General features: G+C 70.2%; 36 protein-coding genes. 11 read left to right on the top strand and 25 right to left on the bottom strand.

Translation table 11 applies throughout. The features are described 5' to 3' along the window. Positions 1 to 13: 13 nt before the first annotated feature. From ACTIFS_RS03395 to ACTIFS_RS03290, 22 genes are all read right to left on the bottom strand, one after another. The gene (locus ACTIFS_RS03395) at positions 14 to 421 is read right to left on the bottom strand and encodes a gene transfer agent family protein (protein WP_439572635.1); all 408 of its coding nucleotides are present in this window, start codon (positions 419 to 421) and stop codon (positions 14 to 16) included. After that, positions 421 to 1,110, bottom strand: a complete 690-nt coding sequence (locus tag ACTIFS_RS03390) for a hypothetical protein (RefSeq protein WP_439572634.1) — start codon at positions 1,108 to 1,110, stop codon at positions 421 to 423. Before ACTIFS_RS03390 ends, ACTIFS_RS03395 begins: the two co-directional genes overlap by 1 nt. A gap of 10 nt (positions 1,111 to 1,120) precedes the next feature. Beyond that, positions 1,121 to 1,522 carry a tail completion protein gp17 gene (gene gp17, locus ACTIFS_RS03385; RefSeq protein WP_439572633.1) on the bottom strand — a complete coding sequence of 134 codons (402 nt, stop codon included), beginning with the start codon at positions 1,520 to 1,522 and terminating at the stop codon, positions 1,121 to 1,123. Positions 1,523 to 1,525: 3 nt separating this feature from the next. Then, positions 1,526 to 1,768 (bottom strand): hypothetical protein, encoded by a 243-nt coding sequence (locus ACTIFS_RS03380; RefSeq protein WP_439572632.1) that lies wholly within the window; start codon positions 1,766 to 1,768, stop codon positions 1,526 to 1,528. Between the two features lie 82 nt (positions 1,769 to 1,850). Beyond that, entirely contained in the window at positions 1,851 to 2,354 is a 504-nt protein-coding gene (locus tag ACTIFS_RS03375) for a hypothetical protein (RefSeq protein ID WP_439572631.1), read from the bottom strand. Further along, entirely contained in the window at positions 2,351 to 2,698 is a 348-nt protein-coding gene (locus ACTIFS_RS03370) for a head-tail adaptor protein (RefSeq protein WP_439572630.1), read from the bottom strand. Before ACTIFS_RS03370 ends, ACTIFS_RS03375 begins: the two co-directional genes overlap by 4 nt. 2 nt (positions 2,699 to 2,700) lie before the next feature. Then, positions 2,701 to 3,006, bottom strand: a complete 306-nt coding sequence (locus ACTIFS_RS03365; RefSeq protein WP_439572629.1) for a head-tail connector protein — start codon at positions 3,004 to 3,006, stop codon at positions 2,701 to 2,703. Positions 3,007 to 3,017: 11 nt separating this feature from the next. After that, positions 3,018 to 3,404 (bottom strand): hypothetical protein, encoded by a 387-nt coding sequence (locus ACTIFS_RS03360; RefSeq protein WP_439572628.1) that lies wholly within the window; start codon positions 3,402 to 3,404, stop codon positions 3,018 to 3,020. A 92-nt stretch (positions 3,405 to 3,496) separates the two neighbouring features. Then, entirely contained in the window at positions 3,497 to 4,795 is a 1,299-nt protein-coding gene (locus ACTIFS_RS03355) for a phage major capsid protein (RefSeq protein WP_439572627.1), read from the bottom strand. 12 nt (positions 4,796 to 4,807) lie between these two features. Beyond that, positions 4,808 to 5,677, bottom strand: a complete 870-nt coding sequence (locus ACTIFS_RS03350; protein ID WP_439572626.1) for a head maturation protease, ClpP-related — start codon at positions 5,675 to 5,677, stop codon at positions 4,808 to 4,810. After that, positions 5,664 to 6,938: a phage portal protein gene (locus tag ACTIFS_RS03345; RefSeq protein ID WP_439572625.1), complete on the bottom strand. Its 1,275-nt coding sequence runs from the start codon at positions 6,936 to 6,938 to the stop codon at positions 5,664 to 5,666. The genes ACTIFS_RS03350 and ACTIFS_RS03345 overlap by 14 nt, the downstream gene beginning before the upstream one ends. A 6-nt stretch (positions 6,939 to 6,944) precedes the next feature. Continuing rightward, positions 6,945 to 8,648, bottom strand: coding sequence for a terminase large subunit (locus ACTIFS_RS03340; protein ID WP_439572624.1), 1,704 nt, complete (start codon positions 8,646 to 8,648; stop codon positions 6,945 to 6,947). Further along, positions 8,645 to 9,121 carry a hypothetical protein gene (locus tag ACTIFS_RS03335; protein WP_439572623.1) on the bottom strand — a complete coding sequence of 159 codons (477 nt, stop codon included), beginning with the start codon at positions 9,119 to 9,121 and terminating at the stop codon, positions 8,645 to 8,647. The genes ACTIFS_RS03340 and ACTIFS_RS03335 overlap by 4 nt, the downstream gene beginning before the upstream one ends. Positions 9,122 to 9,154: 33 nt before the next feature. After that, the gene (locus ACTIFS_RS03330) at positions 9,155 to 9,538 is read right to left on the bottom strand and encodes an HNH endonuclease (protein WP_439572622.1); all 384 of its coding nucleotides are present in this window, start codon (positions 9,536 to 9,538) and stop codon (positions 9,155 to 9,157) included. A 152-nt stretch (positions 9,539 to 9,690) separates the two neighbouring features. Next, complete coding sequence (gene nusG, locus ACTIFS_RS03325) at positions 9,691 to 10,251, bottom strand: transcription termination/antitermination protein NusG (RefSeq protein ID WP_439572621.1); 561 nt, start codon at positions 10,249 to 10,251, stop codon at positions 9,691 to 9,693. Next, complete coding sequence (locus ACTIFS_RS03320) at positions 10,248 to 11,354, bottom strand: hypothetical protein (protein WP_439572620.1); 1,107 nt, start codon at positions 11,352 to 11,354, stop codon at positions 10,248 to 10,250. The genes nusG and ACTIFS_RS03320 overlap by 4 nt, the downstream gene beginning before the upstream one ends. Beyond that, entirely contained in the window at positions 11,351 to 11,962 is a 612-nt protein-coding gene (locus ACTIFS_RS03315) for a helix-turn-helix domain-containing protein (RefSeq protein ID WP_439573033.1), read from the bottom strand. The genes ACTIFS_RS03320 and ACTIFS_RS03315 overlap by 4 nt, the downstream gene beginning before the upstream one ends. After that, on the bottom strand, positions 11,962 to 12,651 hold the full coding sequence (locus tag ACTIFS_RS03310) for an MT-A70 family methyltransferase (RefSeq protein ID WP_439572619.1): 690 nt from the start codon (positions 12,649 to 12,651) through the stop codon (positions 11,962 to 11,964). The genes ACTIFS_RS03315 and ACTIFS_RS03310 overlap by 1 nt, the downstream gene beginning before the upstream one ends. A gap of 1 nt (position 12,652) precedes the next feature. Beyond that, positions 12,653 to 13,486 carry a DUF6551 family protein gene (locus ACTIFS_RS03305; protein WP_439572618.1) on the bottom strand — a complete coding sequence of 278 codons (834 nt, stop codon included), beginning with the start codon at positions 13,484 to 13,486 and terminating at the stop codon, positions 12,653 to 12,655. Then, positions 13,486 to 13,956, bottom strand: a complete 471-nt coding sequence (locus ACTIFS_RS03300) for a hypothetical protein (protein ID WP_439572617.1) — start codon at positions 13,954 to 13,956, stop codon at positions 13,486 to 13,488. The genes ACTIFS_RS03305 and ACTIFS_RS03300 overlap by 1 nt, the downstream gene beginning before the upstream one ends. Continuing rightward, positions 13,953 to 14,564 (bottom strand): hypothetical protein, encoded by a 612-nt coding sequence (locus tag ACTIFS_RS03295; protein WP_439572616.1) that lies wholly within the window; start codon positions 14,562 to 14,564, stop codon positions 13,953 to 13,955. The genes ACTIFS_RS03300 and ACTIFS_RS03295 overlap by 4 nt, the downstream gene beginning before the upstream one ends. Then, positions 14,561 to 14,803 carry a hypothetical protein gene (locus ACTIFS_RS03290; RefSeq protein WP_439572615.1) on the bottom strand — a complete coding sequence of 81 codons (243 nt, stop codon included), beginning with the start codon at positions 14,801 to 14,803 and terminating at the stop codon, positions 14,561 to 14,563. The genes ACTIFS_RS03295 and ACTIFS_RS03290 overlap by 4 nt, the downstream gene beginning before the upstream one ends. An 82-nt stretch (positions 14,804 to 14,885) precedes the next feature. Between ACTIFS_RS03290 and ACTIFS_RS03285 the strand changes: the two genes are divergently transcribed. Both ACTIFS_RS03285 and ACTIFS_RS03280 read left to right on the top strand, forming a co-directional pair. Beyond that, the gene (locus ACTIFS_RS03285; RefSeq protein ID WP_439572614.1) at positions 14,886 to 15,524 is read left to right on the top strand and encodes an XRE family transcriptional regulator; all 639 of its coding nucleotides are present in this window, start codon (positions 14,886 to 14,888) and stop codon (positions 15,522 to 15,524) included. Between the two features lie 2 nt (positions 15,525 to 15,526). Then, on the top strand, positions 15,527 to 15,913 hold the full coding sequence (locus ACTIFS_RS03280) for a hypothetical protein (protein WP_439572613.1): 387 nt from the start codon (positions 15,527 to 15,529) through the stop codon (positions 15,911 to 15,913). A gap of 313 nt (positions 15,914 to 16,226) precedes the next feature. Here ACTIFS_RS03280 and ACTIFS_RS03275 read toward each other — a convergent pair whose 3' ends face one another. Beyond that, entirely contained in the window at positions 16,227 to 16,508 is a 282-nt protein-coding gene (locus ACTIFS_RS03275) for a hypothetical protein (RefSeq protein ID WP_439572612.1), read from the bottom strand. Between the two features lie 114 nt (positions 16,509 to 16,622). Between ACTIFS_RS03275 and ACTIFS_RS03270 the strand changes: the two genes are divergently transcribed. The 9 genes from ACTIFS_RS03270 (at position 16,623) to ACTIFS_RS03230 (ending at position 23,531) form a co-directional block, all read left to right on the top strand. Then, on the top strand, positions 16,623 to 16,877 hold the full coding sequence (locus ACTIFS_RS03270; protein ID WP_439572611.1) for a hypothetical protein: 255 nt from the start codon (positions 16,623 to 16,625) through the stop codon (positions 16,875 to 16,877). Positions 16,878 to 16,914: 37 nt separating this feature from the next. Next, positions 16,915 to 17,307: a hypothetical protein gene (locus ACTIFS_RS03265; RefSeq protein WP_439572610.1), complete on the top strand. Its 393-nt coding sequence runs from the start codon at positions 16,915 to 16,917 to the stop codon at positions 17,305 to 17,307. Continuing rightward, positions 17,304 to 17,648 carry a hypothetical protein gene (locus tag ACTIFS_RS03260; protein ID WP_439572609.1) on the top strand — a complete coding sequence of 115 codons (345 nt, stop codon included), beginning with the start codon at positions 17,304 to 17,306 and terminating at the stop codon, positions 17,646 to 17,648. The genes ACTIFS_RS03265 and ACTIFS_RS03260 overlap by 4 nt, the downstream gene beginning before the upstream one ends. A gap of 26 nt (positions 17,649 to 17,674) precedes the next feature. Then, positions 17,675 to 19,918 (top strand): hypothetical protein, encoded by a 2,244-nt coding sequence (locus tag ACTIFS_RS03255; RefSeq protein ID WP_439572608.1) that lies wholly within the window; start codon positions 17,675 to 17,677, stop codon positions 19,916 to 19,918. Then, positions 19,911 to 21,149: a DUF5131 family protein gene (locus ACTIFS_RS03250; RefSeq protein ID WP_439572607.1), complete on the top strand. Its 1,239-nt coding sequence runs from the start codon at positions 19,911 to 19,913 to the stop codon at positions 21,147 to 21,149. Before ACTIFS_RS03255 ends, ACTIFS_RS03250 begins: the two co-directional genes overlap by 8 nt. Continuing rightward, positions 21,142 to 21,381 carry a hypothetical protein gene (locus ACTIFS_RS03245; RefSeq protein ID WP_439572606.1) on the top strand — a complete coding sequence of 80 codons (240 nt, stop codon included), beginning with the start codon at positions 21,142 to 21,144 and terminating at the stop codon, positions 21,379 to 21,381. The genes ACTIFS_RS03250 and ACTIFS_RS03245 overlap by 8 nt, the downstream gene beginning before the upstream one ends. A gap of 91 nt (positions 21,382 to 21,472) precedes the next feature. Next, on the top strand, positions 21,473 to 21,712 hold the full coding sequence (locus tag ACTIFS_RS03240) for a hypothetical protein (protein ID WP_439572605.1): 240 nt from the start codon (positions 21,473 to 21,475) through the stop codon (positions 21,710 to 21,712). 175 nt (positions 21,713 to 21,887) lie between these two features. Continuing rightward, positions 21,888 to 23,000: a tyrosine-type recombinase/integrase gene (locus ACTIFS_RS03235; RefSeq protein ID WP_439572604.1), complete on the top strand. Its 1,113-nt coding sequence runs from the start codon at positions 21,888 to 21,890 to the stop codon at positions 22,998 to 23,000. Positions 23,001 to 23,252: 252 nt separating this feature from the next. Next, positions 23,253 to 23,531: a hypothetical protein gene (locus ACTIFS_RS03230; RefSeq protein ID WP_439572603.1), complete on the top strand. Its 279-nt coding sequence runs from the start codon at positions 23,253 to 23,255 to the stop codon at positions 23,529 to 23,531. A gap of 42 nt (positions 23,532 to 23,573) precedes the next feature. Here ACTIFS_RS03230 and ACTIFS_RS03225 read toward each other — a convergent pair whose 3' ends face one another. Then, complete coding sequence (locus ACTIFS_RS03225; protein WP_439572602.1) at positions 23,574 to 24,008, bottom strand: hypothetical protein; 435 nt, start codon at positions 24,006 to 24,008, stop codon at positions 23,574 to 23,576. 111 nt (positions 24,009 to 24,119) lie between these two features. Beyond that, positions 24,120 to 26,819 (bottom strand): DNA mismatch repair protein MutS, encoded by a 2,700-nt coding sequence (gene mutS, locus ACTIFS_RS03220; protein ID WP_439572601.1) that lies wholly within the window; start codon positions 26,817 to 26,819, stop codon positions 24,120 to 24,122. Positions 26,820 to 26,862 lie beyond the last annotated feature (43 nt).

Here is a 26,862-nt window from a genome sequence, read left to right as displayed (position 1 = left end):
GGCTGAAGCCCGATCAGGAGGCCGAGGGTGACGAAGGGGGTGATGTCGCCGGGTCCGGCGGGACGGCTGGTGCCGCGTCCCCCTCCGCCGGACCGCCCTCGTTTTTTAGGACCTCGTCCAGGCCGGTGGCATAGGCGGCGAGGATGGCGGCGGCCAGTGACAGGAAGGGCGCGACCGGCTGGCCATCGACATAGGCCTCGATCAGGCGCGTGGCCTCCGGCTCGCCGAGGCCGCCGCCGACCAGGCCAAGACGGATCGTCTCGCGGATGTCGGCATGACGCCAGGTGAGCGTCTCCAGCCGGCGCAGGATGAGGCCCGCGCCGGCATCGCACAGCCGCTCCAGTTCCTCCACGGCGCCCAGCGTCAGCTGGAACGGCCGCGTGCGCCCGCCGAAGGGGCGCAGGATGCAGATGCGGCCCATCAGGCGGCCGGCGCCCAGGCCTTGGCGCCGTCCACCTTCAGGGTGGCGGTGAAGCCGACCGTGCCCTCGTCGGGCATGGAGGTGCCGAGGTTCTCCATATAGGCCAGGAAGACATCGGCGCCGCCGCCGGCCTTGGCGAGCATGTCGTCCTTGTCCTGGAACTCGAGGCGCCGGCCGGAGCGGATGGCATTGCGCAGGAGCTTCCAGGTCAGGCGGGCGGGACTGGCGAAGCCGGTGAGGCTGTAATTGGCCGAGTAGGAGCCGGAGGTGACCTGCGTCACCGGCTTGGCCGAAGGCACGTCGCAGTCGCGCACCCGGCGCTCCTGGAAGCTGCGCTGCTCCTGCGCCTCGCACGAGGTGACGAAGCAGAGGAACTTGAACCGCCCGGAGGCGTCAGCCGCATTGACCGTGGCGGTGGCGGTGGCCCCGGTGCCGCCGCCGCCGGTGAAGCCGACCGTGGGGGCCGCCGCATAGCCTTCGCCCGGATCGATGATGTGCAGCGCCGAGACTGCACCGGCGGCGATCTCGGCCACGGCCTGGGCCGGGCGCGTGCAGGCGCCGATGAAGGTGACGGCGGGCGCCGTGGTGAAATCGGCGCCGCCGGCGCCGATGACGAGCGCCGAGACGGTGCCGGCATCCGAGACGAAGAGCTGCTTGAGCTCGATTTCCTGCTTGGGGGCCGTGGTCATTGAGCGCTCCTTAGGGTGCGGTGGAGACGGTGAGGGAAAAGTCGATGAAGGCCTGATCAAAGGCCTGCAGGCGGTCGTTCTGGTCGGCGGAGCGCCGCTCCCTCAGCCGCGCGGTGACGGCGTAGGGCGCGGCGAGCGCGAGTTCGGTGCCATGCAGCGTCGTGCGCAACAGGTGGACGAGGGTCCAGAGCTGGGATCGGTCGGCGAACTTGCCGAAGACATGGAGGCGGAAGGCGATGTCCCAGCTGGAGCCGCAGCGGTCGGCCTTGCTGTCGGTCGCGACCATGCCGAGCGCGACGAGCGGTGTTGCCAGCACGTCGCCGTGCGGCACGTAGTCGTAGTAGAGCACCGGCGCGACGGCCGGGGCGACCAGCGCCTTCACCGCGGCGCCGACGGCGATCTCGGGCGACATGGGTTAGGCTTCGTCTTTGGGCTCGCCCGCCCGCGCAAGCCGAGGGCGCGCTCGCCCCGATGCGGAGGCGGGACGCATGTCTTCCGGCGGAGCCTCGGCGATCGGCTCGAGCACGCCGGCGGCCATCAGGCGGGAGACGTGATCCTCCGGCGCGGTGGCGTCGTCGAGCTCCGCGCCGGCATCGTACTGGTAGGAGCACTTGTCATAGCCCGTGAGCACGCGGGCCTGGGTGACGCGGTAGCGCATGGCGGTCCTTCCTGCAGGGGTGTCAGGGTGCGCTGCGAGCCCGGCACGCCCTCGGCTTGCGCGGGCGGGACGGCCACGAGAATCACCCGTTGAACTCATCGGCCAGGCGGTCGAGGTCCTCCGCGAAGCGGCGCCGCGTGGCCTCCATGACCTCGCGCGCCGAATCCCAGAAAAAGGGCTGGCGCCCGGCATGTTCGGTGCCCCATTCGACGAACGGTGCGTAGTCTTCCTCGCCCGCCATGGCCGCGCGCAGGGCGCGTGCCTCGACAACCACGATGTCGCCCTCCCGGCGCCAGCGAGTGCCGCGCTCCAGGCGGAAGGTGTCGTCCGGCCCGCGCTCGCGCATCAGGCGGACCATGTCCTCGGCGGCGGTGTCGGCGCCGCGCCGCGCCAGGGAGGAGACGGCCTTCGCGACCTTGTTCAGCTCGACCAGCGTATCGAGCACGCGCAGCACGCCGACCGCGCCCTGCGTGAACTGCCGGCCGGGCGCGACGTAGCCGAGGGCCGCGCCGGCGATCGACAGCTCCGAGGGAGGTCCGGAGGCCGCGAACATCACCGCACGGGCAGCAAGGCCGTAGATGCTCATGGCAGGCGCCCCGGCGCCTCGCGCACGCAATAGGCGGTGCGCCGGCCGTTGAGCGGATTGGCGGGCTCGACCGAGCGGATGCGGTAGGGCTGACCCTGGAACCGCAGGACGTGGTCGCCGGTCAGGTCCCTCACGGCGCCATGGTTGCGCATGGTAACGATGAGGTCGCAGCGGTCCACCGCCACCTGCCCTTCCTGCGCCGTGGTGCCCCGGTCCGGCCGGACCGAGGCCCAGACCGTGTCGACATGCGTGGGCGTGCCAATGCGGCGGCCCATGGCCCCGTCGGTGGCCTGCTGAGCCCAGATCTCGACGCGGTGGCGGAGGGCGCCGGCAATGTCGGGCATGGTCAGACCCTGAGATTGCGGTAGGGGGCAAGCAGCCCTTCGGCCGCGCGCGGCAGGCCGGTGGCCATCTGCGTGCCACCGCGGTTCTCGAACCGGTCCGTGACGATGATCACAGCCGCCGCACGAAACAGTGGGGCCTTCTCCTCCGGAACCGGTGTGTCTCCCACGATGTCGATGATCTGCTGCGTCGCCGCCTCCAGATGGAGCAGGATGAGATTGTCCTCCTCGTTGCTTTCCACGCGCAGCTGCAGCTTGAGGTCTGCGAGCGTGCAGAAGGGCACGAGGCTGGAGACGGCGACGTCGGGCATGGCGGCACCCGTCAGGCGACGGGCTTCTGGGCGGGCTGGCCGCGAACGACGACAGCACCGGCCGCGATGCTGGTGCCGCTGTTCTTGGTTAGCACCACGCGCACGTAGCGCTTTGCGCCGATATAGCCCTGCTTGACGACGGCCGAAGCCGCAAGGCTCGCCGGCAGGTCGCCGACACGATCCTTGGCGACCACGTCGGTGAAGTCGCCGCTGGTGGTCGTGTCGGATTCCTGCACCTTCGCGGTGAAATTGCCGGAACCGGCAATCGCCCCGGTCGGGATTACGACCATGGCGCCGTCGAAGCCGGCCAGGTCGACGGGGTCGCCGGTAACGGTGTCGGACTGGACAGCCGGGACGATGGAAGCGGCCAGGCCGAGATTGCTCGCAAGATCGCGCATGTCGCGGATCCTTTCTTTGAGGAGGTGGTGAGGGTGGAGGCCGGGCGGAGGGCGCCCGGCACCGCGGTTGCGGAGGCTGCCGGAAAGACCGGTCAGGCGAAGCGGAGGAACTTCAGCGCCTCGAAGGAGATCGCGCCGCCGCCCACCCGCTTGGTCGTGTAGAAGCCGACATAGGGCTTGTTGGTGAGGGCATCACGCAGGACGCGGATGCCGATCCGGTCGACGATCTGATAGGCCTCGCGGAAGTTGCCGAAGGCGATCGACAGCGAGCTGGCCCCGATCGCCGGCATGTCCTCACCCTCGGCAATGGGGAAGCCGAGCAGCGTGCCGCCGGCGAGGACATTGAGGCTCGGCTGCCAGAGGTAGTTGCCCTGACCGTCCTTGAGCTTGCGCACCGCGCCAACGGTGGCGCGCGACATCAGGAAGCTGGCCCCGTTGCGGTAGGCCGACTTCACCGCATAGACGAGGTCGATCAGCTTGTCGGAGCCATTGGCGCCGGCGCCGAAACCGGCGGAGGTGCCCGTGCCGACGTGCTCGAACGTGCCCCAGGGGCGGGACGCGTCGGCGGTCGCAGCGGTCGGATAGGCCAGGATGCCCTTCGGCTTCAGCACGCCATCGCCGGCGATGAAGGCGGTGTTCTCCTTGCGGGCGAACTGCTCGGCCGCCTTGTCGGCGAGCCAGGCCTCGATGTCGAAGATGGAATCGTCGAGCAGCTTCTGGGTCGCCTGCGGGTAGGCATAGATCTCGTGGACCGGGATCTCCCATTTGCCGAGGCGCGCCGTGTCAGTGGCCGGTCGCGGCTGGGTTTCGCCGACCCAGCCGGCGGTGTTCTCGCCGAGGTCGTTGAGGCCCTCGAGGCGGTCGGTGCCGATCGTCGTGACCGAGGCGAGCTGGCGCATCGGCGTCGTCTCGAACACCTTCTTGACGATGCGGCCCGACATGTCCGGCACCACCGAATAGCCGCCGTCCGGGTCGGACCCGACCGACATCGCCGCCTGAACCGTCTTGCCGGCGGCGTTGCCGAGCCTGAGATAGGCATTGAGGCCGGTGCGGTAGGACCGGTAGTCCTCCACGGAGATCTTCGTGCCAGCCTCCAGGCCGAAACGGCCCGCGGCCTTCGCCTCGTCGTCGGCAACGCCGGCGCCGAGGCTGGCAGCGGCGATGCGGGCGTTCACGGCGTTGAGCGCGGCCTGGCACTCGTCGACCGCGGCATTGATGCGGTCGACCTTCTCGGCAAGCACGATGTCGGCCTTTGCGTTCAGCCGCTCGTCGTTGGCCGCCTTGAACGCGTCGAAGGCCTTGTGGAGCGCCGCGATCGCGGCGGCGGGATCGAGATCGGCCCGCGGCGAGACCAGAAGGCCGCGGGGCATTTTACGGGGCAGTTCACGCATAACGGGGTTCCTTCAGCGACGGGTGGTGGACTGGGTGACTGTCTCGACCAGCGCGGCGAGGTCGCCGAGCCAGCCAGCCGCGCCGGCGCTGGGCGTGCCGCGGATGGCATTGATGCGAGCCTGCGCGTCGGCCCGGTTGAGGCCCGAGGCGACCAGCTGCAGTTCCATGCAACGCAGGTCGTTGACCGCGCGGGCAGCCGCCTTCGCGTCCGGATCGACGGTGATGCGATCGGCCGGCAGCAGCGCGTCGGCAAAGCCGCGCTCGATGGCCTGCGAGCCGGACATGTAGGTCTCGGCGTCCATCCACCGGACGATGTCGACCCGGTCCTGGGCGGAGCGGGCGGCATAGACATCCGCCATGGCCGCATCGAACGGCTCCAGGAAGTCGGACGTCTCGCGCAGGTCGTGCCGGTTGCCCAGCGCCAGCACCCAGCAATTGTGGATCATGACGAAGGAGGCGGCGCCGATCTCGATCGTATCGCCGGCCATGGCGATGATGGAGGCGGCCGACGCGGCCATGCCCATGACCTTGACGGTGATGGGCTGAGGGTGCTCGCGCAGGATGTTGTAGATCGCGATGCCCTCGAACATGTCGCCGCCGGGCGAATTAATCTGCACCTCGACAGGCCGCGATCCGATGGCGCGCAGCTGGGCTGTGACCCTCTTGGCCGTGATCCCGCCGCCGGACCAGAAGTCCTCGCCGATCACGTCGAACATGGTGATGACGTTGTCGCCCTGTTCGACCGCGCGGATGCCCGCGGCTTCGGCGGTCCAGCGTTCGACCACCTCCGGCCGGCTCAGCGCCGCCACATCGAGGCCGGCCGGGACCGGCATGACCGGCGGGCGCGGACGCACAGAGGCGACAATCCTAGGGCGGTGCATGGGTCTCTCCGTCTTCTCCGGGACCGGGTGATCCGCGGCCGGTGCCGGGATTTAGCGCGTCGCCACCCTCGCGGGACGGCATGTCGACGATGTCGCGGACCTCGTTCTGGCTCATCCAGGCGGGGTGGCCGCCGGCCCCCAGCGCCCGCGAGAAGAACAGCGCCTGGTCCTTGAGCGAGCCGCGCAGCAGCGCGCCGGCATTGAACTTCACGGCGTAACGATCCTTGTCGGCCGCGGTCAGCAGCGAGCGCTCGACCGCCTGTTGCCAGGCCTCGAACCACGGCCCGAGGGCGTACTGGACGAAGAAGTGGCCGAGCGCCTCGATGCCCGAACCCCAGGACGTCTCATCCACCATGAGCAGGGGGCGCGGCACGCCGGTGATGCGGGCGATCTCCTCGACCTGGAGCTTGCGCAGTTCGGTGAGCTGGGCGTCGCGCGCATTCGAGGCAAAGGTCTCGAACTTCATCCCCTCCTCGAGAATGAGGTTCTTGCCGGCGTTGTCGGCGCCCTCCTTCTCGGCAAGGCTGGCCTTCAGCCGCGCGAAAGCCTGTTCGGACAGCTTGCCCGGATGGGTGAGTGCGCCACCAACGAAGGTGCCATGGCGGAACAAGCGCGCGGCGGCAAGCTCGGCCGAGAGCGCCAGCCCGATCGCCTCGGCCGCCTGGCGAACGACCGACATGCCGCAGAGGCCGTCCAGCGTCGCGCCGCGCAGGTGGAAGATCTGCGAGGCCGGCAGCTCACGCACCGTTCCATCGGGCGCCGCATAGGCATAGGTCACCGACCAGTCTTCGCCCTGGTGGATCGTCACCCGCTCCGGATCGATCGGCACTAGGGCGGTGACGACCTCCTGCCCGCGCCGAAGGTCGCGCGAGCGGATGATGAGGGCATAGGCATTGCCGTGGACCAGCGCGCGCAGCTGCATCAGGGCACGGAAGTCGAAGGCGCTCTGGAAGCTGTTCGGCTCCCGGTGGAGCACCCGGAACAGCGGATGATCGGACGCCTTCTGCTTGGTCTCGTCGTCGATCAGGTGCAGCGGCAGCATGCCGATGGCATTGGCGATCAGCGTCGTGGCGCGAAAAAGCGCCGTGTTGCGCATCGCGGTCCTGACGGTGACGCGCATGCCGGAGGCCGATTCGAAGCCGCCGCGCAGCAGCTCCTGGAGGATGGGATCGTCCCAGTCCAGAAAGGTGATGCTCTCGCCACGCGGGCGCGGGGACGCGTCCGACCGGAAGGACCGGCGCAGAAAGTCGAGGAGGCCCATGGTGCGTCAGACCATCAGGACGCCGCGGGTCTCGTAGACCGACGGACCGTCGGCCTCCGGATTCTTGGCCATCAGCATCGCAGCGTTGAAGGCCGCCACCAGCATGTCGATCTTCGCCTTGCCCGCCGTCTGCTTGGTGATCAGCACTGCATTGCCTCGCTGTTCGGCCTTGGCATTCGCAACATTCCAGGCCATGGCGCGCCGGCCGCCGTGCCTGAACGTGCCGTCCTTCAGCTTGCGCTCGAGGCCCCAGATGGCCGGGGACAGCCGCGTGCCCTGACCGACTGCGACCAGGGCCGGCACCGTGAGGCCGCGCGTGGCGAACTCGTCGACCAGGGCGCCGACCATGTAGGGGTCGAGCCCGACAGCGTTTTCCTTTGGCAGCAGCCCGGCGTGGTGGACGCGCTCGACGATGTCGACCAGGGCCATGATGTCCTCCGTCGCGTCCTCGCAGAGCACCAGGTCGCCGTCGCGTTCGAAGTCGAGCAGCCGTTCTGCGATATCCTTGCGGAGATCCAGCACCGCGCGCTGGACCCAGGCCCGGCCCCAGTGCAGCCAGTCACGCGTGGTGTGGCAGCGGCCGATGAGCGCGAGCGCGAGCGGATCGTCCATGCCGCCGCCATCGACGCCGGCGGTGACCACCTCGCAGCGATCGAGGAAGGCGCCGAGCTCGGCGAGCGATGGATCGGTCGCTTCCTCCCAGAGGTCGGCACCGCGCCAGCGGGCTGAGTGAAGCCCCATGCCGATCTCGACATTGAGGTGCTGAGAGGCCCAGCGCCGCTCCTCCTCCAGGCCCTTGTCGCGGGCGCCACGGTATTCCGGCAGCAGGCGCTCGATCGTGATCGAGCGGCCAAGGTTTGGCAGGACCATGGGCCAGACATCCGGGTTCCGCCATGCGCCAGAGGCCTGCATCTCTTCGGGGAACTCGTAGAGGATCGGCAGCATGCGCACGTCCTCGGTGATGCGGCCGTCGCGGACGCCGCGGGCATAGTCGAGCTCGGTCCTGAAGACCCCGGCGGGCACGTCGTCCGACTGGGTGGTGATCATGATGAGCAGGCTCTCGGGATTGGGGATCAGCCCGCCCCGGATCTGGCCGAGGACGCGCGAGGCGTAGGAGAGCTGGGACATGACGTGCAGCTCGTCGAGGATGACGACGACCGGCTTGGACCCGGTGATCACCTTCAGGTCGAAGGTCTTGATCTTCATCTTCGCGCGGGTGAGCCGGTCCAGGATGGTCTTCTGGTGCTCGATGACGTGGAAGCGCTTCTGCAGGTAGCCTTCCGGGTCGCAGGCGATCATGCCCGAGGCCTGCTGGAAGGCGAGGTCCGCGATCTCCTGCGTCGGGCCGATGAACAGCATCTCGGCGCGGGGCCGCTTGTTGGCGAGCAGGGCGACGATGGCGACGGCGCCGCCGCAATAGGTGGTCTTCGAGTTCTTCTTCGGCACCAGGGCGAAGATCTCGGGCACGCGCCGCGAGCGGGTCTCAGGATCGAGCGAGCCGAAGGCAGCGCGGACGATGTCGCGGGCCCATTCTCCGGCGGCTTCCTTCAGGGCCGGCGTGCCCGGCACGTCGGGCAGGCGCAGCTTGTCGAAGATGGCCACGGCCCGGTTGGCCTCGGCGACATCGAGCGGCAGGTCTGGCACGAGGGAGCGGCCGGCCTTCAGGCGCTCGACCCAGTCCGGGCAGGCAAACGACCAGGCGTCGGTCACTGCAGGATGTCGCCCCAGACGGTGCCCTCATGGGCGGTCTGCGCCTCGGCCAGGGCGGCCTCCTTCTTGCCCAGCGGGGCGGCCTTGTCGGGCTTCGGCACGATTGGGACCGCGGGGTTGCCGGCCTCGAGGGTGAGATCGAGAAGGCGGCCGGTGGCGACCGAGTTGCCCTGGCGCATCCGCTGGAGGGTCACCTGGAGCGCCATGCCGCGGATGAGGTCGGAGCCGTACTGGAGCTCGCGGGAAAAATGTTTCGCGAGCGTCTTGGCATCGCAGCCCAGATAGGCGGCGATGCGGTCATGAGTCCAGCCATCGGCACGAAGGAGCGCGACAAGCTCTTGATTCTGCTGTGTTTTCTTGAACGATGGGCGGCCCCAACGCTCGCGAATCTGCCCGACCGGCGCGCCGAAAAGGTCGCGTTCGACGTCGCTGTCATCCTTTGCGCTGTCGTCGCCGGAAAAACCGTCGCGCACCGAAAAAAATCTCCGAATGGTGGGAATGCGGGTCTAGAGCGACGAACCATCCAGACTTTTGACCCACCCCCCCTGGGAGTGCTCAAGCGCCTGCTTCCAGCTGTCGTGATGCGGCTTCCACAGTGTCTGGAACGGCCCGTTCCAGAACTTCTCAGGGTCGCCTCTATGGGGACGGACGTGGTCGCACACGAGCTGCGAGGTATCCGCCACCACCGTCCCGCAGCCGCACTGGCAGGTGAAGTTGTCCCGGACCAGCACGGACCAACGCAGCTTCTGCCAGCGGGCCGTCTTGTACCATCTGCGCCAGGGCGCCATCTCGTCGCGCAACCGCGACCGCTGCGCCTCGCCCTGAGGCAGATGCCCGACCATGGGGCTCAACGTGCCGATCGATGCGCCAAGCCGCGGCAGCCGGGCCATGCCACCCCACCCCCGGCCTGCCCCATGCCGGCCCTTATCCCTGTCCCTGAAACGACGAAGCCCGGCGCGATGGCCGGGCTTTGAGTCGGGGGGTCTATCTAGCCTCCGCACCGGACGTGACTCGCGTCACCCGGTGCTTGCGGACCCTCGGATCATCCATCGATCCTCAATCGGTCCGGCTCGAACACCGCCTCCTGCGATTGCCCAAGCAGGCGGAAGAGAACGCGCACACGGCCGTTCTTGTCAAGCCCCGTCACCTTGCCGATCAGGTCGGCGAACGGCCCGACGGCCACCCGCACCGCGCCACCCTGGCGGAAATGCTCGTCTTTTCGCGCCCCGATCAGCTTCGGCCCGACAGCCTGCAGCGCCTCCACGAAGCCTGTGGGTAACGGCAGCGGGCGCATCACGCCGCGCGAATCGGCCCCGCCGCGCCGCACGCTCACCAGCCCCTCGCCGAGGATCCGCGAGACGCCGAAGGTCTCGGTGATCTTCAGCCAGCCGCCCCGCGCGAAACAGAACCGCGCGAACACATAGTTCGGAAACAGGGGCCGGGTGACCAGATAGGCTTCGCCCCGCCGCACCACCTCCCGCTCGACCAGCGGGCAGAACGCCGCAAAGCCCAGCCGGCCGATGCCGCGCACCGCCAAATCCTCTGCCGATGGCTTGGTCGCCACCACATACCAGCGCTCTCCCGCCTCCGGCATCGCACTCATCGCCCGCCCCACCGTTCCGCCGCCTCGACTGCCTCGGCAAAGCCGCCCGCCTCTGGCCGCTGATGTCCGGCCGCCTCGCGCGGCGGCCACAGGCTCGGCATGTGCCGGCCGGTGCCACTTTCGTGCTTCGATGGAAACCCGACCAGCCGGCGCCCGTGCCGCGCCTCGTGCCGCTCCCAGGCCAGCCATTCCTCGCTGCCCACCCGCACCCAGAACACTGCCGCCGCCGTGCCGTCGCGCCGGCCGGCCCGGAGCAGGTCCAGCACCTGCCATTTGCGGTCGCGCAGATAGCCGCTGGCCGATCCGAGCCGCCGACCCTCGCGGCGCATCTGGGCCCGCCAGTCGGCAAGCCGTCCGCTCGCCTGCCGCCGTTCCTCCGCCGACAGGGCGGCCCAGAGCCTGTGCACCACCACCGGCAGGTCGGCTGCGGTCTTCGGCTCCCAGCCGGCGAGAAACGCGTCCGCCCCGGCCCGGTCGGGGTCGAAACCGTCAGGCAGCGCCCTCGCTGGCAAACCGGCAGGCACCAGCCCTAGCGGTTGATGCGCCGATGGCGGCGCCTCGCGTGACGTACGCGAGGGGGGCTGGGGGGAAGAGGTTAGTTTTTCAGGTTCATCTATAGGGTGGGGGTCCGTTTTCCCCCACCCCCCGGGTCCGTTTTCCCCCACCCCCTGTTTCGGGGGGTAGGGGTCCATTTTCCCCCACCCCCCTACATCTTGTGTCTCGCCGTCGGGCTCGGGAGCCCCGGCCGCGTCCTCGTCAAGCGCCGCCTCGTCCGGCCGGGTCCAGCCGAGGGCCTCGGCCTTCGCCAGGCACTCCGCGTCCCGCAGCAGGATGATCAGCGAGGTGTCGTGGCTGCCGTCCGGCTTGAGCCGCCTCACGCGCGCCAGATAGCCCATCGCCTCCAGCCGGCGCAGGCCGGTCTTGATGCTCTCGACAGTATTGCCAACGTCATCGGAAAGACATCGCGGGCTTGCGAACGTATAGCCGGTGTCGTCGTTGGTCCTGTCGGCGACGCAGACGAGCAGGAAGCGCAGCGCCGGGCTCATGGCCCGGCCGGCCTGCCGCGCGGCCTTCATCGCCCAGGCGGAGGCGGCCCAGCTCATCCGCCCATCCCCCGGCCCCAGAAATCGGCGATCAGCAGCCGTCGCACCTCCGGTTCCAGCGCCAGCATGGCCGGCGTGCCGGGCAGCCCGGCCGCGCGCAGCGCCGCATCCACCTTGCGCCGGGCATGCAGCGCCGTCGTGTGGTCGCGCCCGCCCATCATCCGGCCGATCGTCGGCAGCGACAGGCCGTAATGCACCGCGCCCAGCCACATGAGCTCCGCCCGCGCCAGCATGAGCTCGCGCCGCCGGCAGGGTCCGGCCAGTTCCTCGCGGGTCAGCCGCATGCGGTGGCAGGTCGCGCGGATCTGCCGGGTCAGCGTCGGCTCCAGCGTGGGGTCGGGCGGCGGCCCGTCGCGGTCGGGGTCCGGCACCGCCACCAGCTGGACGGCAGCGCGGAAGCCCGGCCGCCGGCGCGGCATGGGCACGGGCCGCAGGCGCTCCGGCAGCGCCACCATCAGGGGCGAGAAACCCTTCGGCCAGGCCACCAGCCGGGCCAGCGGCGGGCGCGGCTTGCGAACCCTCTCCCCAAGCCCGCGGTCGACGGGCAGAAGCCCCAACCGGTCGAGCGCCTGCAGCCGCGCGCCCAGCGGCCCCACCCGCACCAGCATCACTCCCAGCCCTCCATGCGGCCCATCGGCACCACGCTGTCGGAAAAGCGCCCGAGCTCCCGTCCCCAGCCGGTCCAGCCCGGCCGGTGTTCGCGGGCAAACAGGTCGGCCCGCCGCGCGCCGGGGCTTGCGGCCTCAACCAGCCGGTAGAATGCGTCCGGTTTGCGCGAATGCTCGCGGGCGAGCCCGTCGAGGCTCGCCTCGCTCAGCTGCTCGCAGAGATCCGCGGTCCAGTTCGGAAAGCGCCGCCCGTTCCAGCGCCAGGGTCGCACCCCCGGCCGGGTGGCGATCAGCCAGGGCTCGCACAAAGTGCGCGTCCAGTAGCCGGGCCCCCAGCGCAGCTTGCCGGTGACCGTGCGCTTGGCCCAGACGCCGCCGGTCACATAGGTGAGGCCCCAGATCCCGAGCAGGGCCATCTGCGGCTGCAGCAGCGGAAACGTGCCCCAGAGGATCATCACCCCGCCAGGCGCCACGAGGCCGCCGAGCGAGAGCCGGGCGATCGCGTCCATCTCCATCGTCGCGTAATGGGCCTCGGGGCTCTTCCCATGGCCGTTCGCCCCGCGCACGGCAAAGGGCCAGGGCGGGTCGGCCACCACCAGGTCGAAGGCGCCGCACCCCAGTCCGGTGGCCGGGTGCGTGCGCCCGCCGGGCAGCAGTGTCAGGCGTGGGCGGAACGGCACCACCGTCATGTCACGCTGCCGCCTGCAGGTTGTGATCCACCCGGTTCATGACCAGGCGAACGAGCGTCGGCGTCGTCTGGGCACCCGTCTGGCGCGCCAGCGTGGTGGCGGCGTCCAGCTCGCGGACGAGACGCACCCGGTCCAGAGCGGCCAGAACGGCGTCGCGCGGCCGGAGCGGCAGCCGCTCCGCCAGCACCTGCACCACCGCCTTCATGATGGGCGGCACCAGCATGCCGCGCTCGTCCTGCGCCGGACGCATGACGGCCTTCAGAGCCTCCACGGTCAGGTCGGCGCCGTGGTCCCGCACCATGGACTGGATGGTGGCAAAGGCGCAGGTCTGGCCGCGCTTCTGCAGCGCAATCTGGGTCGGGTTTCGCAGGATCGTGACGCCGGCCCGCCGCGCGGCTTCCATGGCTGCCACCGCAGCCGGATCGCCGGCTGCCACGGCCGCGTGGAACAGGTGCATTGGGTGGATGCGCGTGGTGCTGCCGTTGATCTTGCGGAACGCCTCGGCCTGCTCGTCCCGGCCTGCCACGATCACCTGGCAGGGCACGCTGTCATAACCGCAGAGCGCTGCGGCCGTGGTGCGGTGCTGGCCGTCCACGATGGCGTAGAGCCCCCCAACGACCGGCGAGACGATCACCGGCGAGAAGGCCGACCAGCGAAAAGTCTCGGCAATCGCGCGCACGTTGCGCCGGCCGGCGAGCGACATGGTCCGCTGGTAGCTGTCGTCCACCACCAGATCGGCGATCTTGAGCCAGGCGAGCTGCGGCGCCGGGCCGGCCGCCTCGGGCGGCGCGGCTTGCGTCACCGCGACATCGGTCACGGGCAGAATGGGTCGCATCACACCCTCCCCTTCAGGGTCAGCTGCAGGCGCCGGTTCCGGCCGCCCGGAATGCCGGTCACCATCAGTTCCGCGCCCAGCGGCGCCAGCTTGGACCTCAGCTTCGCCAGCGCCTGGTTGGCGCGCGAGGGCAGGGCAAGGCTGGCATGGCCATGGGCCATGGCGGCGGCATAGTCGGGGGCCGGGCGGCCGGCGGCGGCCTCCGCCAGCAGCAGCGCGAGGATCCGCGCATCGGCCTGGCTGATCGTCACGGTGACGGTGCCGCGCCGCGCCTCGGCAACGGGCGCCTGCGTCCCGTCCAGCCCGGGCCTGCCCGGCCGATAGGTCACCTCGAGCGGGCCAACGGGGGTCGCGGCCACCCGCGTCACGCCGCGCCGCGCGACGAAATCGGCCACCAGCGCGGCCGTTTCCGCATCCAGCCGCCGCACCGGAAAGCCCATCGGCGCCACAGGCGGTGCGAGCCGAATCATGCCCGCCCCCCGCTGCCGTGAGCGACCGGCTCCCCCATCCAGTCCGGCACCGGGTCCAGCACGGCCGCGAGGAAGGCCGGGCCGAACACCGCAACGAGCCGCAGCATGTGCGCGCCCGAAAGCTCCGAAGGCCCGTTCCAGGCCATGGCATTGCGGATCGTCCCCTCCGGGACGCCGGTCAGCGCCGAGACGGTCAGATGCGCCTTGGGCTCACGGAAACGCGCGCGCAGGAAATCGCGCACGGCGCCGGGCTTGGGTTTGCTCGGCGCGCCCGCCCCCGCGAATCGGGAGCCGGGCGCCGCGCTGTCCGCCGCCGGCGGCGCGGACCCCGCCACCCCGGCCACGCCAGTCTCGGCTGCATCGCACCCGGAGACAGCCGCCATGAGGCCATCGCGACGCCCTGCCAATCCTGCACCCGCCAGCGCCCCGGCAAAGCTCGCCGTCGCCTGCAGGGCGAGGGCCGCCGCCTGCCCGCCGGCCACGACCAGGTCCCGGCCCGGCCCGTCGCCCAGCCGAAAAACATTCACGAAGGTGCGGCGCTTCGATGCCGGCGCCACCCTGGGCGCCTTTTTGTTGGGGCGCTTGCCCGTGCGCGACACGGTGCTCATGCGGCGGTTCCTTGTTCGGGAGTGGAGGCCGACGAAGCGCCAGCATGCGCGCCATTGGCCGCGAGCTGAGCTTCGAGGATGTCGAGAAGTTTCGAGATCGGGCCGGATTCGGAGCCGCCACCTTCGATGGCGCACACGAGCGGCTGCGAAACCCGCAGCTCCCGCGCCATAGCAGCCTGCGAAAGGCCCATGGCCTCGCGAACCCGCTGCATCCGCGACTTTGGCTTTGGCGGTTCCACGAGCCTGCCATCCCTGATCAATCAAAAAATGATTGTCCAAGTTCAATCAGACACTGATCGGTCTTGTCAATAGATTTCAATCATGAGCAATCACTCCACGCCTAGGGACCGGCTTCGCGCCGCTCGCAACGCTCGCGGCTGGTCAATGGCCGAGCTGGCCCGACGTGCTGGCATCCCCGTCCCCACCTACCGCCACTATGAGAACCCCAACGAGGCTATCTCGTTCGACCAGCATGTTGAGGCGCTGGCGCGGGTGCTCAGGGTCGCCCCCGCTTGGCTCCGCTTCGGCCAGGGCGAGATGGTCGAGGCCAAGGAGGACAATGCAGGGATTGCACTTGATGTCCCCTTGGTTTCGTGGGTCAGCGCGGGGCCGCTGCACATCTCTGAAGCTGTCGATGAATATGCCGATGCCCCGCGCGTGTCGGGGCCGGACCTCGACGCAGGCGGCGACTGGATCGCACTGCGGGTTGAGGGCGATTCAATGGACCGCATATCGCCCCCGGAATCGGTGATTTTCGTCAACCGCAGGGATCGGCGGCTTGTCCCGAATGCCTGTTACGTCATCGCCGACGAGGACGGCGGGGCCAGCTATAAGCGCTGGCGGCCGGACGAGGGCTGGACTCCCGTTTCCACCAACCCCTCCCATCGTCCGCTCGCCATGCGCTCTAGCGCCGACGCCACAATTATTGGTAGAGTTCGTCTGTCGATCCTCAAGATGTAACCATGACGGAAACGCGAAGCATTTCCCTTCGTCTGACACCCATCGGGAATGCCCTTACCGGTGGTCGGGCTGCGCAGGCTCTGTCCATTACCTTCGCGGTCATCTCGGGCGCCTGCATCGCGCTCACCGAAGTCTACTGGGCGTCAGCACCGCAGGAGGTCGGCATCGGCACTTCTGGCTATGCGCTGGTTTTGTATACGCGTGCTTTGACTTTTGCGGTCCTCTCGGCCGCCTTCGCTGGTCTGGCTGTTTATCAGAAAAACCGCGACACGATTGTTGCGACGTGGGCCAGCGCCGATACACCGCCGGAGGAACCATCTGGTGCGCCTCCGATGGCCGCTGACGTCACTCCGAGACACCCCGGGTATTTCGGTCGTCGCCACGGCTGACCCGAACGACCTCGTTCCGCAGCCGCTCCACCAAATCAACTAGCCCACAGGAATCAATCACCAATGCAATCACATTCTGATTGACAATCAAAATATGATTGATCTAGCCTCCCGGTCATCGCTACCGAGGAGGACGCCGTGGCACCCGAGCCGGACACCCCTGCCCCCGCTCTCCCTCCGTGCTCCATCCGGTTAGCGGAGGCGCGCGCTGCCCGGCTGTTCGGCGGTGACACCGAAGCCACGCATGACGCCACAGTGGCGGCGATCCTGATCGCCCTCGAGCACCCGGCCGTCAGGGCGCGTGTGGTGGGCATTATCCATGAAGCGACGCTGAGAGGGCTGAAGCTATGAGCTTTGCCCGCTCCATCGCGGCCCTCGCATGGGCCGACCACGACTGCTCCCGATCGAACGGGATGCAGACCTCGATCCGCGCTCTTTCGAGGAAGGCCGGATCGTCCGGGACCCGCTCCCAGCTGACGACGGCCCAGACCGACCAGCGCCCCTCGATAGCGAAGGGCGCCTGCGGGAACGCCACGGCAAAGCCCGCCGGAATGAAACTCTCGGTGTCCTCCATGGTCATCAGGATGGTCGCCATGCCGCTCCCCTCTCGCTGCGTCTGCGCCTCCCGGCACGCTGCCACGAACGAGCCGCGCCTGCGAGCGCAGGCGCCCGCCCCCCCACCTGACGCTCGCCCATTGAGGAGGCCGCCGTGCTCCCCATCGACACCAACATTCCGCTGCCCGATTTGAACGACGGCAAGCGCGTCTATCCCTTCCCCGGGATGGCGGTGGGCGACAGCTTTTTCGTTGCCGTTCCGCAGACACCCTCGGAGACCTTCGCTCGGCGCCGCAAGCGCCGGCAGCAGGCCCTTGCCGAGCGCGCCCGCAACGTCGGGCTCAAGCTGAAACGCCGCTTCTCCACCCGTCAGGTCGAGGGCGGCGTGCGCGTCTGGCGCACCGCCTGATCCCCCCGATCCCCTGTCTCACCCACCGGAGGCCGTCATGGACGTGACCGATTTTCTGACCCCCACCGATGCGCGCCAGCCTGACGGCTGGCCGAACCCGCGATCCCGCATGACCTGCCGCGTGGCCATCGCCGCGCGCATCGTCGAGGACGGCCGGCGCATCGCCACCGAGACCGGCGCCTGCACGGAGGCCTGTCTCACCCGCCTCGGCTGGCGGCTGGAGCAGGTCAAGGGCGCCCAGGCCGACCTTGCCGCCGCCTGCGATGCGCTGGAGCAGGACCTCGCCCGGACCAAGGCCACCGCCGAAGCCATCCGGCAGGATCACGCGCCGGTCGCTCACGATGACGTCGACGTCGTCGAGGCCCCGTCGATCCGCGAGCCGGCGCTGACCGACGACGACATCGCCTTCGGCTGCGAGAGGGCGGCGTGACCACCCGTCAGCCCCTGCCCGACCGCCGCGGCGCCGTCACCATCAGCCTGAAGGTCGGCGGCCGGTCCTACGCCGTCACCGCCGGCTTCTATCCCGACGGCCGCACCGGCGAGGTGTTCATCGCCGCGCCGGGCGAGGCCGGCTCGGAGATCGAGGCCATCCTGCGCGACGGCGCCATCCTTCTGTCCTTTGCGCTGCAATACGGCGCCCCCATGCCCGACCTGCTCCACGCCATGACGCGCGAGGCCTCGGGCGATCTGTCCTCCGTCATCGGCCGCCTGGCCGAGGCAGTCGCCACCCTGCGCACCGAGGACCTGATGCGCCTCGCCCGCGCCACCTGACACCCCCTGACCCGAGGACACGGCCCATGACCGCCGCTGCCATCCTGCACCTGCCGCTCGGCCTGCTCCGGCCCGGCCACGAGGCCAACCCGCCGGTCAATGTGCGGGTGGCGGCCGACGATGCCTCCGTCGCCGCGCTCGCCCGCAACATGGCCGACCGGCTCGCCGCCGGAAAGCCGGCCCTGGTCGAGCCGCTCACCGTGGTGGAGGGGCCGAAGCCCCGCGGCCGCGAGCGGCTCTACTATGTGGCCAATGGCGGGCGGCGGCTGCTGGCGCTGCAGCGCCTTGCCGCTGCCGGCGGCACGCTGGCGGAGACGCTGACCCTGCCGGTGCTCGTCCAGCCGCGCGCCGAGGGCCTGGAGGCTTCGACCACCGCCGCGGTCCTGTCGCAGCCGCACCACCCCATCGACCAGCTGGAAGCCTTCGCCCAGCTCTGGCCCGACCGGCCGGAGGCCGAGCGCGTGGCGCTCATCGCCGCCCGCTTCGCCATGGCGCCGAAGCGCGTGCGCCAGATCCTCGCGCTCGGCTCGCTCGCCCCGGCGGTCCGCGCCGCCTGGCGCACCGGCGAGATCGATGCCCGGCAGATGCAGGCCTTCGCGGTCGAGCCGGATCACCGCGAGCAGGAGCGCGTCCTCGACGCCATCCAGGGGCGCAGCCACTGGGACCGGACGCCGCACATGATCCGGCGCCTGCTCATCGCCGGGCGCATTGAGGCCACCGATCTGGAGGTGGCGCTGGTCGGGCTGGACACCTACCGCGCCGCCGGCGGCACGCTGACCGGCGACCTGTTCTCCGGCCAGCGCTTCATCGCCGACCGGCCGCTGTTCGACCGGCTTCTGGAGCGCCGGCGCGCCGAGATCGAGACGGAGATTTTCAAGGCCGGCTGGGGGTTCGCGTTCTGGAGCACCGACGACCGGGCGCTGGGCTGGAGGGGCTGGACGCGCATCCACAATGCCGGCCGGCTGGAACCCGTCTGGACCCCGGAGGCGGAAGCCGAGCACGACAGGCTCACGAACGAGCTGGCGGCCATCGCCGCCTCGAGCCACGCCACGACGGCCCCGGCGGACGATGACACGGACAACACGGACGACGACAGCGATCCGGCCGACGAGCCGGACGCGGTCGAGCCGCCCGCCGATCCGCTGGGCGAGGAGTTCGAGCTGGACGCCGCCGACGGGTCGGATGAGCAGGACGAGGACGAGGCGGAGGAAGAGACCGCACCGCTGGCCGCCCGCGCGGCGTGGATCCGGGCGCGGCTCGGACAACTCGACCGCGACGCCTTCGCCGCCGCCATTCCGGCCGACGCGCGCGCTGGCCTCGCCGCGATCGTCGCGCCTCAGGTTCTGGTGGGCGGCGCCTGTGCCGTCGCGATCCATTACGGCTATGTCCCGCCAGCCTTTGCGGGGGCGCAGGCCCACGACAACCCCGACGACGCCGATCCGGACGAGGATGAGGACGATCGGCACAGCGAACAGAATGGGGCGTCAGGGCCGGCCAGCGACGAAGGGGCGCCCTCAGGCACCGCGGGCGAGGTGAGCACCAACGACGACTCCCCCGCCCTTCCGCGCGCCGCGCTCCAGTCGCTCTCGCTCGTCGCCAACCGCGCCGCCGCCGCCACGGTCGCGGCCGATCCCGACCTTGCGCTCACCCTGCTCGCCGCGGCCTGGATCGCGCGGGCCGGCAGCCGGGTCCACGAGCCCGGCAACGGCGTGCCGCTCATCGTCTCGTCGAACGGCCTCAACCAGGGACCGCTGGCCGACCGCATTGCCACCCTGGTCGCGGGCGAGGGCGGCGCCAAGGGGCGCTGGGGCACCGAACGCGCGCCGCACTTTGCCGGCCTCGTCCGCGCCATCGGCGCCATGCCGCGCGCCGAGCGCCTGTCGCTGGTCGCGGCGCTTGCCGCCGGCGCGCTGGATCTCTCCAACGACACGCTGGAAAACCGCAACAGCCATGCGGGCCAGAAGAACGTCAACGCCAACGGCCACACCGCCCTCATGACCGCCCTGCCGCCGGCAACCTTCGCGACCAACGCCCGGCTGCTGCTCGCCGGCTCCGGCGAGGCCGAAGCCCTGTTCGCAGACTGGCCGAAAGCCGCCCTGGTGGACGCCATCCGCGACATGGACGGCGAGGATGCGGCGAAGCAGGCGGCCAAGGCCAAGAAGGGCGACCTTGTCGCGCTCACCGCCGCGCGCGCCCTCGCGACCGGCTGGCTGCCGGTGTCCCTGAGGCTTGCCGTCGAGGCCGAGACCGAGGGCCCCGTCAATGGCTGACCAGGGCAAGCACGGCATCTCCTGGACCGACGCGACCTGGAACCCCGTGGTGGGCTGCTCCATCGTCTCGCCGGCCTGCACCAACTGCTACGCCATGGCGCAGGCCGCGCGGATCCAGCGGATGAACCCGGTCGCCATCGAAAAGGCGATCGACGCCGGCCGCAAGCCCCCGCCGCCGACCCACTATGCCGGCACCACCCGCGAGGTGAACGGCAACCATGTCTGGACCGGCAAGCTGGTCCTGGCGCCCGATCACATCGTCACCGCGCCGCTGCGCTGGCGCCGGCCGCGCAAGGTCTTCGTGAACTCCATGTCCGACCTGTTCCACGAGGACATGCCCGACGAGTGGATTGATCGGGTGTTCGCGGTCATGGCGCTGGCGCAGCAGCACACGTTCCAAATCCTGACGAAGCGTCCGGAGCGGATGCGGGCGTACATGACCGCCAAGGCGCGAAACTACGTGCTGACCCTATCCAAGGCGATCAACACGAACGTCGAATTGATCGCAGCAGCCGACAGGCCGGGACGGCCCTCGGTACATTGGCCCCTCCCCAACGTCTGGCTCGGCGTCACGGCCGAGGACCGGACCCGCGCCGACGAGCGCATACCCTCTCTGCTGGCGACGCCGGCGGCCGTGAGGTTCGTGTCGGCCGAGCCGTTGCTGGGGGTGCTGGACCTCCAGCGCTTCATGGAACGCTGCCACGCAAGCCGCGATGGCGAATGCTTTGCTGCATCCTGCCCGCAACTCCGAGACGGCGAACCGAGACGGTCAGGCCGTCATTGCCCGATCGACACCTGGGGCATTGATGCCGATGACATCTCCCCACTGCTCGACTGGGTCATCGTCGGTGGCGAATCCGGCCCCGGCGCGCGGCCGACGCATCCGGACTGGGTCCGCTTGATCCGCGACCAGTGCGCCGCCGCCGGCGTGGCGTTCCATTTCAAGCAGTGGGGAGAATGGGCGCCTGATTTCGAGGCCAGCTATCAGGGTGGTGCCGATTTCGACGGAGACGACCCAGAACAGAGCCGCTTCCAAACCTGTGTTTGGGACGACGAGCGCAAAGCGTGGCAGCGCACCAACGGCACCTGGGACGACCACGAGCAGTGGCCGATCGCCTCGTCGTATTGGGAGCCGGAGCAGTCCATGACGAGGCTCGGCAAGCGCCGCGCCGGTCGCACGCTTGAGGGCGTGATCCACGACGCCTTTCCGGAGGGCGTGAGCCATGGCTGACGTCACCCGCAAGGTCGATCCAGCGCCCTATCTGCAGGGCGTCATGAAGCGCCTCGAGGCCATTTTTCCCGGCCACGGGCTGGCGCTGCTGGTCTTCGACTTCAACAAGATCGAGGCCGGCCGCATGAACTGGGTGAGCAACGCCCACCGCGCCGACATGGTCGCGGCGCTTAGGGAAATGGCCGCACAGCTGGAGGGGCGCGCGCATCCGGCGCCGCCGAGCCAGCAATGACCCGGGCCGAGCGAATCGTGTTCGCCATGCTCATCGCCGGGGCGGCCGTCAGCTTCGCCATGGTGTTCTGGGCGGCCGGGAGGAACGGCTCATGAGGCGCGCCCGCCCCCTGCCGCGCACGCGCGTGCTCGAACTGGACGCGTTCACCCTGCACCAGCGCGTCAAGAAGCGGGTCTGCGAGGCCACCCATGCCGGCGGGCGCTGTCGCTGCTGGGAGGATTCGGGCCACCGCACGCCGCCGAGCTGCGACAGCCTGTCGTCCATCGTCGACAGGATCATCGACGACGTGCGCCGCGACATCTGGCGCGGGATCGAGGAGGCGCGGCGATGAGCGCCCTCCCCGACGATGCGCCGCTGACGCTGGCGGAGGCCGCCCGCACCCTCTTGCGCGGCGTCGTCAAGGTGGCCACGCTGAGGGCCGCGGCCGGGCGAGGCGAACTGGCCGTGGAGCGGCTCGGCCGTGTGCATGTCGTCACGCCTGCAGCCATCAGAGCATGGAGGGAGCGGTGCCGCGCCCCAGCAAAGGTCCCCGCCTCTACGCCGACCCGCGGCGCCGCCAGTGGATCATCCGCGACGGATCGCACTTCCGCCGAACAGGCTGCGCTCTCGACGATCGCGAAGGTGCTGACCGCGCCCTTGCCGCCTGGCTCGGAGAAAAGCTCTCGCTCCCGGAGCGGGAAAGTCGTCTCGCTGGCATCACGGCGGGCGAGGTCCTGATCGCCTATGGCCGCGAGCGCGCGCCCCATGTGCGGGCGAGCGCGACGATCGGCTGGTGCATCAAGGCGCTGTCGCCCTTCTGGGCCGGCCGGCTTCTGTCGGAGATCTCCGGCAATTCCTGCCGTGCCTATGCCGAGTACCGGCGCGCGGCGGGTGTCTCGGACGGCACGATCCGCCGCGAGTTGACGACGCTGCGCGCGGCCATCGGCCACTGGCACCGCGAGCACGGCCCGCTGGACGCGATTCCGGCCGTGTCCATGCCTGATCGGCCCGCCCCCCGCGAGACCTGGCTGACCCGCACCGAAGCGGCTGAGCTGCTGCTCGGTGCGCTCGGCTGGCAGGCTCATGCCTGCGTCATCGCCACCCGCCGGCCGACCCTGTGGCGGCGCTCGCCGGAGGCTTCGCTCTACCGCCACGTGGCGCGGTTCGTCCTTGTCGCCCTGCGCACCGGCAGCCGCCACGAGGCCGTGCTCGCCTTGTCCTGGCTGCCGCAGATCTCCGGCGGCTGGGTCGATGTCGATCGCAGTGTGATGCACCGTCGCGGCACCGACGAGACGGAGACCGCCAAGCGCCGGCCGCCGACGCGCATCAGCCGCAAGCTGCTGCCTCACCTTCGGCGCTGGCGGCGGCTCGACGAGGCAGCCGGCATCCACCACGTCATCAGCTGGCGCGGTGACCGCATCGCCAAGCTGCGGACAGGCTGGGACCGCGCCCGCCGTTTCGCCAGCCTACCGGACCATGTGACGCCGCACGTGCTCCGGCACACGCGCTGCACCTGGTTGATGCAGGAGGGCGTCCCGATCGCCGAGGCCGCCGGCTCCGTCGGCATGTCGATCGCCACCTTCGAGCGGGTCTACGGCCACCACCATCCCGACTTCCAGAGCCGCGCTGCGGCGGTCTGACTTCACATGGCACAGAAATGCACAGGAACCCCCGGAACATTCCGGGAATATCTGTGCCGATCCGAGGCGAAAAACGCTGAGGATTCAAGCTGCGCGCTGTTTTGGTAAGGGAGAGGTCGAGAGTTCAATCCTCTCTCGCAGCACCAGTTTTTCGGCCCCCACCGTCGACTTTGCCTGCCCGCGGCGCGGCAAGGCGTCGCCGGAACCACCGCGCCTCCCGTTGGTTCTTTCACCGGAGCAATGGAGGCTGTCATGACCGATCCCCTGAAGGAACGACGCGAGGCCGATCCCGGTGAGGCGCCCGCCGATCCGGCCCGCCGGCCCGGCCAGCCCGGTGCCGAGGGCGAGACGCGGCCGCATGCCAAACCCCTGCCGGCCGAACTCAGGCCGCCCGGCTATGCCGAGCAGCCTGTGCCGCCGCGCCATCCCGCGCAGGAGCCGAAGGGCGACGCGGGAAAGTCCGACGCCGGCAAGGCACGGCCGGAGCCGCCGCCGCTCTCCGACGGATCGACCAAGGCCGGCCCGGCCTGAACGCGGGCGTCCGGCTGTCGGCGACAGACCCTTGGCCAGACGCTAGCCGGGCGGCGTGCAGGTCCCCGTGGTGATCACCACCGAACCGCCGCGCAGAGCTGTGACGACCACGCCCGCCGTCGGGCTGATATCGATCATGTAGGTGGAATTGCCGAGCAGTTGGGCCCCGTCGCGATAGACCAGCCGGGCGCTCGCTGCGCCCGCCGCGGGATAGGTGACAATGTCGAGGGCATCGAGATTGGCGCAGATGTCCTGCGTTCCACGCCGCATGCACAGGCGCACCTCCCGGCTGCCGATGGTGATGGCGATGTCGAGGGGTTCCGTCCGCGGCTGGCACTCCCCCTTCTCGCAGACGAGGCCTCGCGTGGCTGTGCAGCGCGCCCCGGGCAGTTCCTGGGCCTTGGGCAGGTGCTGGGCGGTGGCGGGCAAGGCAACCGTCAGCACAGACAGGGTCACCAGCAGCTGTCGCACGCGCATGAACTCGGTCTCCGCGACCGAGACACCATCGGCCCGGTCATCGGCGCAGCCTATCGACGCATTTTCCGTAAGGGAAGGCGGCAACGGAGGCCAGTTCCGCAGGGCGTTGCGTCAACTTCTCTCCCTCTTCGCCTTCAGCGCATAGAGCGCCTCATGGGCCGCACGCGGGGTCAGGTCGTCAGGGTCGAGGCTATCGAGCAGCGCGAGCGCCGGGTCGGGTGTCGCCGGCTCCGGCGCCGGTCGGGGCGCTGCGGCAAACAGCGGCAGGTCGTCCACCATGCGGCGCACGGGGGCCGCGCGGTCGGTGGCCTCCAGTTCCGACAGGACCTGCCGGGCGCGGGCGATGACCGGGGCCGGCAGGCCGGCGAGCTTGGCCACCTGGATTCCGTAGGAACGATCGGCGGCGCCTTCGGTCACCTCGTGCAGGAAGATCACGTCACCCTGCCATTCCTTCACCCGCATGGTCGCGTTGTGCAGGCGCTTCAGGCGCCTCGACAGCACGGTCAGTTCGTGGAAATGGGTGGCGAACAGCGCGCGGCACCGGTTCGTCTCATGCAGGTGCTCCACCGCCGCCCAGGCGATCGACAGGCCGTCGAAGGTCGCCGTTCCGCGGCCGATCTCGTCGAGGATGACCAGCGCACGCGGGCCGGCCTGGTTGAGGATGGCGGCGGTCTCGACCATCTCGACCATGAAGGTGGAGCGGCCGCGGGCCAGATCATCGGCGGCGCCGACACGGGAGAACAGCCGGTCGACCACGCCGAGACGCGCCGTTGTGGCCGGCACGAAGCTGCCCATCTGGGCGAGCACGGCGATCAGTGCATTCTGCCGGAGAAAGGTCGACTTGCCGGCCATGTTGGGACCGGTGACCAGCCAGATGCGCCCCTTGCCGTCCTGGCCGGACAGGTCGCAGTCATTGGCGACGAAGGGCGTCGCGCGGCCGATCGCCTGCTCGACCACCGGATGGCGGCCGCCGCGGATGTCGAAGGCGAGGGACGCCTCGACCTGCGGCCGGGCATAGCCGTCCTCGACCGCCAGCGTCGCCAGTGCGGCTGCGACGTCCAGCGTTGCAAGCGCCCCGGCCGCGCTGCGGATGGCGGCCTCGGCCGACAGGACGGCACGGGCGAGATCGGCGAAGACCTCCAGTTCCAGCCCCGCCGCCCGCTCGGCGGCCCCGGCGATCTTCGCCTCCAGCCCGCCAAGCTCAGTGGTGGAGAAGCGCATGGTGCCGGCCATGGTCTGGCGGTGGATGTAGGTGGCGTTGAGCGGCGCCTTGAGGAACGCCTCTCCGTGCTGCTGGCCGACCTCGACGAAGTAGCCGAGCACGTTGTTGTGCTTGACCTTGAGGGTGCGCACGCCGGTCTCGCCAGCATAGCGCGCCTGCAGTCCGGCGATGACGCGGCGGCTCTCGTCGCGCAGCGCCCGCGTCTCGTCGAGGACAGCAAGGAAGCCGGAGCGGACGAAACCGCCATCGCGCTTCATCAGCGGCAGGTCCTCGTCGAGAGCGCCTGCGAGGCGGGCGGCGAGCGCGGCATCGGCAGAGGCAAGGCCGCTGGCGGCGACGGCAAGTTCCCCCTCGTCGCGGCCGGCGATCAGCGCGGCAAGCCCGGCAGCCGCCTCCAGCCCCTGGCCGATGGCGGCAAGGTCGCGCGGGCCGGCCCGGTCCATGGCGATGCGGGAGAGCGCACGCACCATGTCGGGGGCGGCGGCGAGGCGGCGGCGCAGATCCTCGCGCAGCGGGCCATCGGCGACCAGCGCCGCCACCGCATCCAGCCGGTCATGGATGGCGGCCGGGTCGGTCAGCGGGTTGGCGAGACGGCTGGCCATCAGGCGGGCGCCGGCGGCGGTGACGGTCCGGTCGATGGCCGCAAGCAGGGAGCCCTGCCGCTCGCCGGCCAGCGTGCGGACCAGTTCGAGATTGGTGCGGGTCGCCGCGTCGATCAGCATGACCGCGCCGGCCTCCTCGCGCACGGGCGGGGAGAGGGGTGCGCGCGCGGCAATCTGCGTCCGCTCGACATAGGTGGTCACCGCCGCTGCGGCGGTCAGTTCGAGCCGGGAGAAGCTGCCGAAGGCGTCCAGCGTCGCGACGCCGAAATAGCCGGCCAGCCTGCGCTCGGCGCTCGCCCCGTCGAAGACGTCGCGCGGCACCGGCGAGACCGTCCCGAGGCCGCGCCAGAGGTCGGCGAGCGCCTGGTCGCCATAGAGCGCGTCGGCGACGACGATCTCGCGCGGGTCGATGCGGGCGATGTCAGCGGCAAGGCGGGAGGCATCGGTGGTGGCGAGGCGGAATTCGCCGGTGGAGATGTCGGCCCAGGCGAGCGCGAAGCCGTCACCGCCTGCCGAGGACGCGCGCGCGCGCGCGACCGCGACGAGATAATTGGCGCGCCGCGCCTCCAGAAGTGTGTCCTCGGTCAGCGTGCCGGGGGTGACAAGCCGCACCACGTCGCGGCGCACCACCGCCTTCGAGCCACGCTTGCGCGCCTCCGCCGGGTCCTCCGTTTGCTCGCAGACCGCCACCTTGAAGCCGACCTGGATGAGGCGCTGGAGATAGTCGTTGGCGGCATGGACCGGCACGCCGGCCATCGGGATGTCCTGGCCCAGATGCTTGCCGCGCTTGGTCAGCGCGATGCCCAGCGCCCGCGAGGCCGCGACCGCGTCATCGAAGAACAGTTCGTAGAAATCCCCCATCCGGTAGAACAGCAGGCTGTCCGGATTGGCCGCCTTGATCTCGATATACTGCTCCATCAGCGGCGTGACGCGGCCATCCGCCTCGGCGGCGGCAGTCTCGGGCGGCTTGGCGGTCGGATCGAGCATGGCCGGACGCTGGCAGGCCGGGGCCGCGATTTCAACCGCCGGG

The organism is Phreatobacter sp., assembly GCF_051860605.1.
GTDB lineage: Bacteria > Pseudomonadota > Alphaproteobacteria > Rhizobiales > Phreatobacteraceae > Phreatobacter.
Note: the sequence above shows the minus strand (reverse complement) of the source record. Positions and strands in the feature narration are given on the sequence as shown.